The 7,112-nt window shown below is 73.2% G+C and carries 7 protein-coding genes; 3 read left to right on the forward strand and 4 right to left on the reverse strand.

What is annotated here, in order from left to right:
- The 3 genes from AB0H81_RS42905 to AB0H81_RS42915 form a co-directional block, all read right to left on the reverse strand.
- Positions 1-1,419 (reverse strand): DUF6493 family protein (locus AB0H81_RS42905; protein ID WP_358387683.1); only part of this gene is annotated, 1,419 nt, incomplete at its 3' end.
- 87 nt (positions 1,420-1,506) lie between these two features.
- Positions 1,507-2,280 carry a hypothetical protein gene (locus tag AB0H81_RS42910; RefSeq protein ID WP_358387686.1) on the reverse strand — a complete coding sequence of 258 codons (774 nt, stop codon included), beginning with the start codon at positions 2,278-2,280 and terminating at the stop codon, positions 1,507-1,509.
- A gap of 82 nt (positions 2,281-2,362) precedes the next feature.
- The gene (locus AB0H81_RS42915) at positions 2,363-2,953 is read right to left on the reverse strand and encodes a helix-turn-helix domain-containing protein (protein WP_358387689.1); all 591 of its coding nucleotides are present in this window, start codon (positions 2,951-2,953) and stop codon (positions 2,363-2,365) included.
- A 129-nt stretch (positions 2,954-3,082) separates the two neighbouring features.
- On the opposite strand from AB0H81_RS42915, the gene AB0H81_RS42920 reads away from it, so the two are divergent.
- The gene (locus AB0H81_RS42920) at positions 3,083-4,102 is read left to right on the forward strand and encodes an aldo/keto reductase (protein WP_358387691.1); all 1,020 of its coding nucleotides are present in this window, start codon (positions 3,083-3,085) and stop codon (positions 4,100-4,102) included.
- A 68-nt stretch (positions 4,103-4,170) separates the two neighbouring features.
- Here AB0H81_RS42920 and AB0H81_RS42925 read toward each other — a convergent pair whose 3' ends face one another.
- The gene (locus AB0H81_RS42925) at positions 4,171-5,673 is read right to left on the reverse strand and encodes a PLP-dependent aminotransferase family protein (protein ID WP_358387693.1); all 1,503 of its coding nucleotides are present in this window, start codon (positions 5,671-5,673) and stop codon (positions 4,171-4,173) included.
- 59 nt (positions 5,674-5,732) lie between these two features.
- Here AB0H81_RS42925 and AB0H81_RS42930 point away from each other — a divergent pair, with 59 nt between their 5' ends.
- Both AB0H81_RS42930 and AB0H81_RS42935 read left to right on the forward strand, forming a co-directional pair.
- Positions 5,733-6,503: a hypothetical protein gene (locus AB0H81_RS42930; protein WP_358387696.1), complete on the forward strand. Its 771-nt coding sequence runs from the start codon at positions 5,733-5,735 to the stop codon at positions 6,501-6,503.
- 59 nt (positions 6,504-6,562) lie between these two features.
- Positions 6,563-7,112: VOC family protein (locus AB0H81_RS42935; protein WP_358387698.1), on the forward strand; the 550-nt coding region annotated here is incomplete at its 3' end.

Consider the following 7,112-nt stretch of genomic DNA (forward strand, 5'->3'; position numbering starts at 1 on the left):
ACTCGTCGAGACAACCACTCTTTCCATACACGCCGCTCTTCCGATCTCGCGCGCCGACACCTCGGGATCCACCTCGCGCGGCAGGCGCAGCAGGGCCTGCGCGAGGTCGGCGGGCAGCGGCCGCGCGCCCGCTCGCGCGTAGCCCTCGATCCGGTCGGCCAGCACGGCGGGGTCGATGTGGCCGGAGGTGCTGGTCGGGGTGGCCAGCAGGTACGGCGGCAGGGCGCCCTCCTTCAGCGCGTTGTGGACCTCGGCGCAGCGCAGGAGCACGGCCCAGTGCGGCGGCGAGACCCGCGACCGGCCGGGCAGCCGCTCGTGCGGCCCGGCCTCGCGGCGGCTCGGCTGACGCTTCGTCACCGCGGCCAGGAAGACACGCTCCCCTTCCGCCGGCCTGTCGAGCCGCGTGCTCTTCCGGAGGGTCAGGCCCAGCCCGGCCAGGCTCGCCGCGAGGTCGTCGCTCACGCCCGGCATCAGAGGACCGGGGCGCTTCCGCGCCGGTTCCTCCCGACCGGGGACGGACGGCTCCTGGCCGGGATGCGCGGCCTCCCGCAGCAGCGCCTCGGTCCACTGGCTGAGGTGCGGCCACTCGCTGCCGGCGTACAGGTCCGTGGGGCGGAGCGGGGGCCGGCGGGTCTCCGGGGCGCGGACGAAGCCGTCGAGCCAGCGTTCGAAGGAGTACTCGTGGTGCAGCCGGTCGAAGGTGCCGGCGAGGTTCTCGATCGCCCCGGGGAACGGCCGGTGGCGTGGCGCCTCGAAGGCCGGCAGCTCGACGGCCTCGAAGTCGTCGGTCACGAGGTCGCCGGCCCGCGCCGCCTCGGTGTCGGCCGCCTGGGTGTCGGCCGCGCGGTAGGCCGGGGCCAGGAGGGCCGCCAGGTCCGGGGGCAGGACGCCGGCCGCCTCCCGCACCGCCTCGGCGCCGGCCGGCGTGAACCGTCCCGCGTACTTGACGGCCAGACGGACCGAACGCTCCTGGACCTCGTAGGACTCGCACAGGAACGCCGAGGCGAGCGCGGGCGCCAGCCGGTCGAGATCGTCACCGGCCGCGCGGGCGGCCTGGCCGAGCAGCGTGAGACCCGCGCGCACGAGCTTGCCCTCGGGGCGGAACAGCAGCGCCGCCACCGCCTCGCTGACCTCCTCGCCGCTCAGCGCGGCCCCGGAGGCGCCGGGATCGCGCAACTGCCGGAGGGCCAGCTCGGCGACCGGCCCCGGCGCGGCGGGCAGCAGCCGCAGGTAGTCGCGGGTGCGCTCCGGGCCGCGCGAAGAAGTGCCTTCCGGGCTGTGCGGACGGGTGCGCTCCCGGCTGGATGAAGGGGCCCGTTCCGGGCTGTGCGGAGCGGTGAGCAGGTCGTGCAGGCGGACGAAGAAGCGCAGGTCCGTGGCGCTGCCGCCGCGCAGGAACCGGCGCACGCAGCCGTCCACCAGCGCCTCCCGGCCGATCCCCCCGATCCGCCCGGAGTCGGCCGCGTCGCGCAGCGCCCTCAGCCACGACTGCCGGCCCCGCCCTTCCTAATCCCGGTCGAGCCGGTCGTCGCGCAGCACCCGGCCCACGCCGTCGGCCTCGAGGAGCCGCGGGACCAGATGCTCCGCCAGCGGGTCGCCTTCGAGCTCGGGCGGAGTGGACGCCCAGGCCACCACGAGCGGCTCATGGTCCGGGGGGCGGACGCCGGTGCGGCGCAACAGTTCCAGGGCGAGGGCGACGGTGCCGTCCTCCAGTTGCGGCCGGGTGCCGCGCAGGCGTACGGCCAGGCGCACGGCGAGGTCGGCCTGCCAGCGCGCCGGCCGCGCGGCTATCACCCGCAGCAGCGGCTCGAGGGGCAGGCTCCCGTCCCAGCCGCCGGAGAAGTCGCGCCGGAGGATCCACGAGGCGACCGCCGCCGCGCCGCCCAGCGTGCCCGCACCGGCGACCCGCAGAGGCCCGATCCAGTTGTCACGCATCCTCCAGTCGACGGCGTGCTGGTGAGGGCGGTAGGCGCCCGTCGTCCACCACCGCTGGTTCGCCTCATGGCCGGACAGGCCGCCGGCCACCCTGGCCGCGACGAAGTCCCTCCGGGCCCGCTCCTCCTCCGCGGCGGCCTGCTCCCGCAGGCGGTCGAAGCGCTCGTGCGCGGCCTGCCTGGCCCGGGCGAGGTGCCCCGGCAGCCGGCGGGCCACCTCGCGGCACCCGGCCGCGTCCAGCCGTAGGACCTCGTCGGCCACCCGGGACGCGTCACCCGCGTCGACGGCCTCCCACACGCTGTCCCATCCACTCAGGCGCCCATGCGCCGGCACGGCAGTCGTCATGACGCCGACGGTAGAGATCGCCGCCGACAAGATCCGTGCCTGACGCCCCCTGAGCCGCCTCCGGAACGACGTTCCGGAGGAGCTATTGCGGTACGCGCATCCCCGCGATGAGCAGTCCGACCAGCCGGCGGGCGTCGTAGCGGGGGTCCTTGTCCGCGCCGATGCACAGGTTGCCGACGCCGCGCATGAGTTCGTAGGCGTCCACGTCCGGACGGATCTCGCCGGCGGCGGCCGCGGCTTCGAGCAGGTGGGAGCACACCGGCACGAGCCGGTCGAGGAAGTAGGCGTGCAGCGTGCCGAAGCCGGCGTCGTCGGACCGCAGCACGGCGGCGAGCCCGTGCTTGGTCACCAGGAAGTCGACGAACAGGTTGATCCATCGCCCCAGCGCCGCGTGGGGAGTCGCGCCGCTCGCCAGCAGGGCCGGACCGGCCTCGGCGCAGGCCTCGACCTGGTGCCGGTAGACGGCGATGATGAGATCCGCCCGGGTCGGGAAGTGGCGGTAGATCGTGGCCACCCCGACTCCGGCCCTGGCCGCTATGTCGCGCACCGGCGCCTCGACGCCCGAGGCCACGAAGACCGCCGCCGCGGCGTCGAGCAGCGTCCTCTCGTTGCGCCGGGCGTCGGCCCGCTTGTGCGGGGCCGCGCGCCCCGCGCCCCCGTGGCTGTCGTTCACCGCGCCGTTCCCTCCACTGCGAGCTTGTCAAACGGAACACGGTTCCGTATGTTTACGGAACACGGTTCCGGTTGCTCATGATGTCAGAGCAGGTGACCCGTGACCAAGCCATCCGCAGTGGAGGAAACAATGCAGTACCGCACCTTGGGCCGCACCGGTGTGCAGGTCAGCTCCCTCGTGCTCGGCGCGATGAACTTCGGCGCCATCGGACGCACCACTCAGGACGAGGCCACCGCCATCGTCGACGCCGCCCTGGAGGGAGGCGTCAACCTCATCGACACCGCCGACATGTACGGCCAGGGCGAGTCGGAGGAGATGGTCGGCAAGGCCATCGCCGGCCGCCGCGACGACATCGTGCTGGCCACGAAGGCGAACATGCCGATGGGCGACGAGCGCAACCATCGGGGCAGTTCGCGCCGCTGGCTGGTCACCGCGCTGGACAACAGCCTTCGCCGCCTCGGCGTCGACCACGTCGACCTCTACCAGATCCACCGGTGGGACCCGAGGACCAGCGACGAGGAGACGCTCTCGGCCCTGACCGATCTGCAGCGCGCGGGAAAGATCCGCTACTTCGGCTCCTCGACCTTCCCGGCCTACCGGATCGTGCAGGCCCAGTGGGCCGCCCGCGACAACCACCTGAGCCGTTACGTCACCGAGCAGCCCAGCTACTCCATCCTGCAGCGCGGGATCGAGGCCCATGTCCTGCCCGTGACCCAGGAGTACGGGCTCGGTGTGCTGGCGTGGAGCCCGTTGGCCTCGGGCTGGCTGTCGGGCGCGATCCGCCAGGGCCGGGAGATCGCCACCAGCCGCTCGACGATCATGCCGCAGCGCTTCGACCTCACCGTTCCGGCCAACCGCGCCAGGCTCGACGCGGTCGAGAAGCTGGCGAAGGTCGCCGACGAGGCCGGTCTGACGATGATCCAGCTCGCGCTCGGTTTCGTGACCGCGCACCCGGCCGTGACCAGCGCGATCATCGGCCCCCGCACGCTGGACCACCTGCACGCGCAGCTCGCCGCCGCGGACACGGTGCTCTCCGCCGACCTCCTGGACGCCATCGACGAGATCGTCGCGCCGGGCGTCGACCTCGCCGCACACGAGAAGTTCGACACCCCGCCAGCCCTGCTCGACCCATCCCTGCGCCGCCGCTGACCGCGCATCAAGCAACGCGCATCAAACAAAGCGCATGCAGCAACGCGCATGGAGCTTGCGGTGCGCTGTCAGGCGATCCAGTGCGGTCGCCGGGTGGCGGACGGGAGCGGCAGGCCGTCGGCCAGTGCGGCGGCCATGCGGTGCACGGCCTCGCGCAGGGTGCCGGGGCGGGCGGTGTACGGGACGCGGAGGCGCTGTTCGAAGATGCCCGGGTCGGTGGCGAAGGCTCCGCCGCCCTCGATGCGCACGCCGTACTCGAGTGCGCGCTCGGCGAACGCCGAGGCCACGGGCTCGCCCAGGTCGACCCACAGGGACAGCCCGCCGGGCGGCACCTGCCACGTCCAGTGCGGGATGCGCTCGGACAGGGCGGCGGCCAGCGCCGCACGCTGCTCGCGCACCTGCTCCAGGCGCAGCGGCAGCAGTTCCTCGGTCCGGGCCAGGAGGGCGAGGGCCAGGAGCTGGTCCAGCACCGAGCCGCCCAGGTCGGTGGCGATGCGTTGCCCGGCGAGTTCGGTGACGAGGCTCGCGGGCGCGCGCAGCCAGCCGATGCGCAGGCCGCCCCAGGTGGTCTTGCTCATCGAGCCGACGGTGATGACCTTGCCGGCCCCGCCGGGGACGGCGTGGGAGGCGAAGGGCGGCGGGACCGGGACGTCGAGGGCGAGGTCGGTCAGGGTCTCGTCGATGATCAGCCACGTTCCGGAGCGCTGGGCGGCACGCAGGACGCGGGCGCGCACCTCGGCGGGCATGACGACACCCACGGGATTGTGGAAGTCCGGGATCAGGTAGGCCAGTTTCGGCACCGACTGACGCAGGGTGGACTCGATGATCTCGATGTCCCAGCCGCTGTCGGTCACCGGGACCGACACCGGGCGGAGCCGGGCGCGGCGCAGGGCTTCCAGAGCGTTCGGATAGGACGGGTTCTCCACCATGACCCGGTCGCCGGGTCCGGACAGGAGTCCGATGATCAGCGTGAGCGCGTGCTGGGCGCCGGAGGTCACCAGGATCTGCTCGGGCACGGTGGCCAGGCCCCGCCGGGTGAAACGCCCGGCGACGGCGGCGCGCAGCTCCGGCAGGCCGTAGGGGTGGTAGCCGGGAGTGCGCGCGTGCTCGGCCAGCCTCGGGGCGATCTGGTGAAGAGCGTCGCCGAGCGCCTGCTCCGGCAGCCCGGGCGCGGCCCTGGCCAGGTCGATCGCGGTGTCCGGGGGAGCCAGGGCCCGGGTGACGCCGCTGGGCAGGGCGCCCTCGGGCAGGGCCGTCCAGGTGCCGGAACCGCGGCGGCTGCGCGCGTAGCCGCTCTCGCGCAGCAGGTCGTAGGCGGCGGTGACGGTCGGCCTGCTGACGCTCAGCGCGCCGGCGAGATCTCTTTCGGCGGGCAGCCGCACGTGCAGCGCGATCCGTCCGTCCAGGATGAGCGCGCTGATCGCCTGGGCCAGGTGGCGGTAGGCGGGCCTGCTTCCCGCCGGCTCGGGGAGCAAAGCGGCGAGCTGCCGCCCTCCCAGCATCCGCTCGACCCGCTCACCCCTGTCCATGGGCCGGATGTCCGCGGGCCGGAACGACAGCGGGTCCGCCATGCCACTCTCCTGAGATTGGCCATGCTCTTGGAGCCAATCACTGTACAGAATCTCCGCACATGGGCATTGAAGAGGCGAATGGCATGGTGCAGGAGACCACGGGGCGCGGCGGTGGGGAGCGCGCGGCGGATCCACGGTCAGCGAGACGGGGCGCGCGCCCGTCCCCGCCCCGTCTCGGCTACGTGCCGTTCCGTGAGCGGCCGCTGAGGCGCCTTCCCCAGTTGTTCGCCGGTCTCGCCCTGTACGGATTCAGCGTCGCGGCGATGGTGCGGGCCTCGCTGGGTCTGAACCCCTGGGCCGTGCTGCACGAAGGGCTGGAGCGCCACACCTCCCTGAGCTTCGGCACGATCAGCGCCGTCGTCGGTGCCGTCGTGCTCCTGCTGTGGATCCCGCTCAGGCAGAAGCCGACGTTCGGGACCGTCGCCAACATCGTCGTCCTGGCGGCCTCGTCCGATCTCGGCCTCTGGCTCATCCCCTCGGACCTCGGGCTTCCGGCCCGGATCGGCCTGCTGGCCGGGGGAGTGCTGCTCAACGGACTGTCCATCGCCGTCTACGTCGGCGCGCGGTTCGGGCCAGGACCCCGGGACGGTTTGATGACCGGCGCGTCCGCCGCGACCGGACGCTCCATCCGGCTCATCCGCACCCTGATCGAGATCACCGTGCTCGCGGCGGGCTGGCTGCTCGGGGGCAGCGTGGGCGCCGGCACCGTGCTGTACGCGCTCGCGGTCGGCCCGATCACCCAGTTCTTCCTGCCCTGGTTCGCCTACCGAGGCAGCGGCGAAAACCTTCGGATGATTTCCCGGGATCGTGTCGATTCCGCCGGCCCCTGATCGACGCGTTGGCGAGAGGGCAGGTGAGGAGCCTGTCCGCGTCGCACGAAGGAGCCGACATGCAGAAGATCACCACTTTCCTGTGGTTCGACGACCAGGCGGAGGAGGCCGCGGAGTTCTACACCTCGCTCTTCGCCGGCTCCCGCGTCGTGGACGTCGTGCGGCACGGCGACGGCGGCCCCGCCCCGGCGGGCACCGCCATGATGGTGACGTTCGAGCTGGCGGGCCAGCGTTTCCTCGCGCTCAACGGCGGGCCGCAGTTCCGCTTCAACGAGGCCATCTCGCTGTACGTCGACTGCGAGTCGCAGGAAGAGGTGGACGACCTGTGGGCCCGGCTCACCGCGGGCGGCGGGGAGGAGTCGCATTGTGGCTGGCTCAAGGACAGGTACGGCCTGTCCTGGCAGATCATTCCCAAGCGGTTCGCCGAGCTCATGACCCAGCCCGACGCGGCCGCGGCGCGGCGGGTCGCGATCGCCCTGCGGGGCATGCACAAGATCGACGTGGCGGAGCTGGAGAAGGCCGCGATCGGCCGTACGGCGGCGCTGCTGGTCGAGCTGCCGGTGGAGGTGCAGCCGTCCGGCTGGCGGCTGACCGGGCGGCCGGGGCGTG

This window comes from Nonomuraea sp. NPDC050691 (assembly GCF_040654455.1).
GTDB lineage: Bacteria > Actinomycetota > Actinomycetes > Streptosporangiales > Streptosporangiaceae > Nonomuraea.

What these genes read in the sequence shown, in the direction of transcription:
- AB0H81_RS42930 (WP_358387696.1), top strand. Translation starts at nt 5,733, where the DNA reads ATGGGCATTGAAGAGGCGAATGGCATGGTGCAGGAGACCACGGGGCGC.
- AB0H81_RS42920 (WP_358387691.1), top strand. Translation starts at nt 3,083, where the DNA reads ATGCAGTACCGCACCTTGGGCCGCACCGGTGTGCAGGTCAGCTCCCTC.
- AB0H81_RS42910 (WP_358387686.1), bottom strand. Translation starts at nt 2,280, where the DNA reads ATGACGACTGCCGTGCCGGCGCATGGGCGCCTGAGTGGATGGGACAGC.
- AB0H81_RS42925 (WP_358387693.1), bottom strand. Translation starts at nt 5,673, where the DNA reads ATGGCGGACCCGCTGTCGTTCCGGCCCGCGGACATCCGGCCCATGGAC.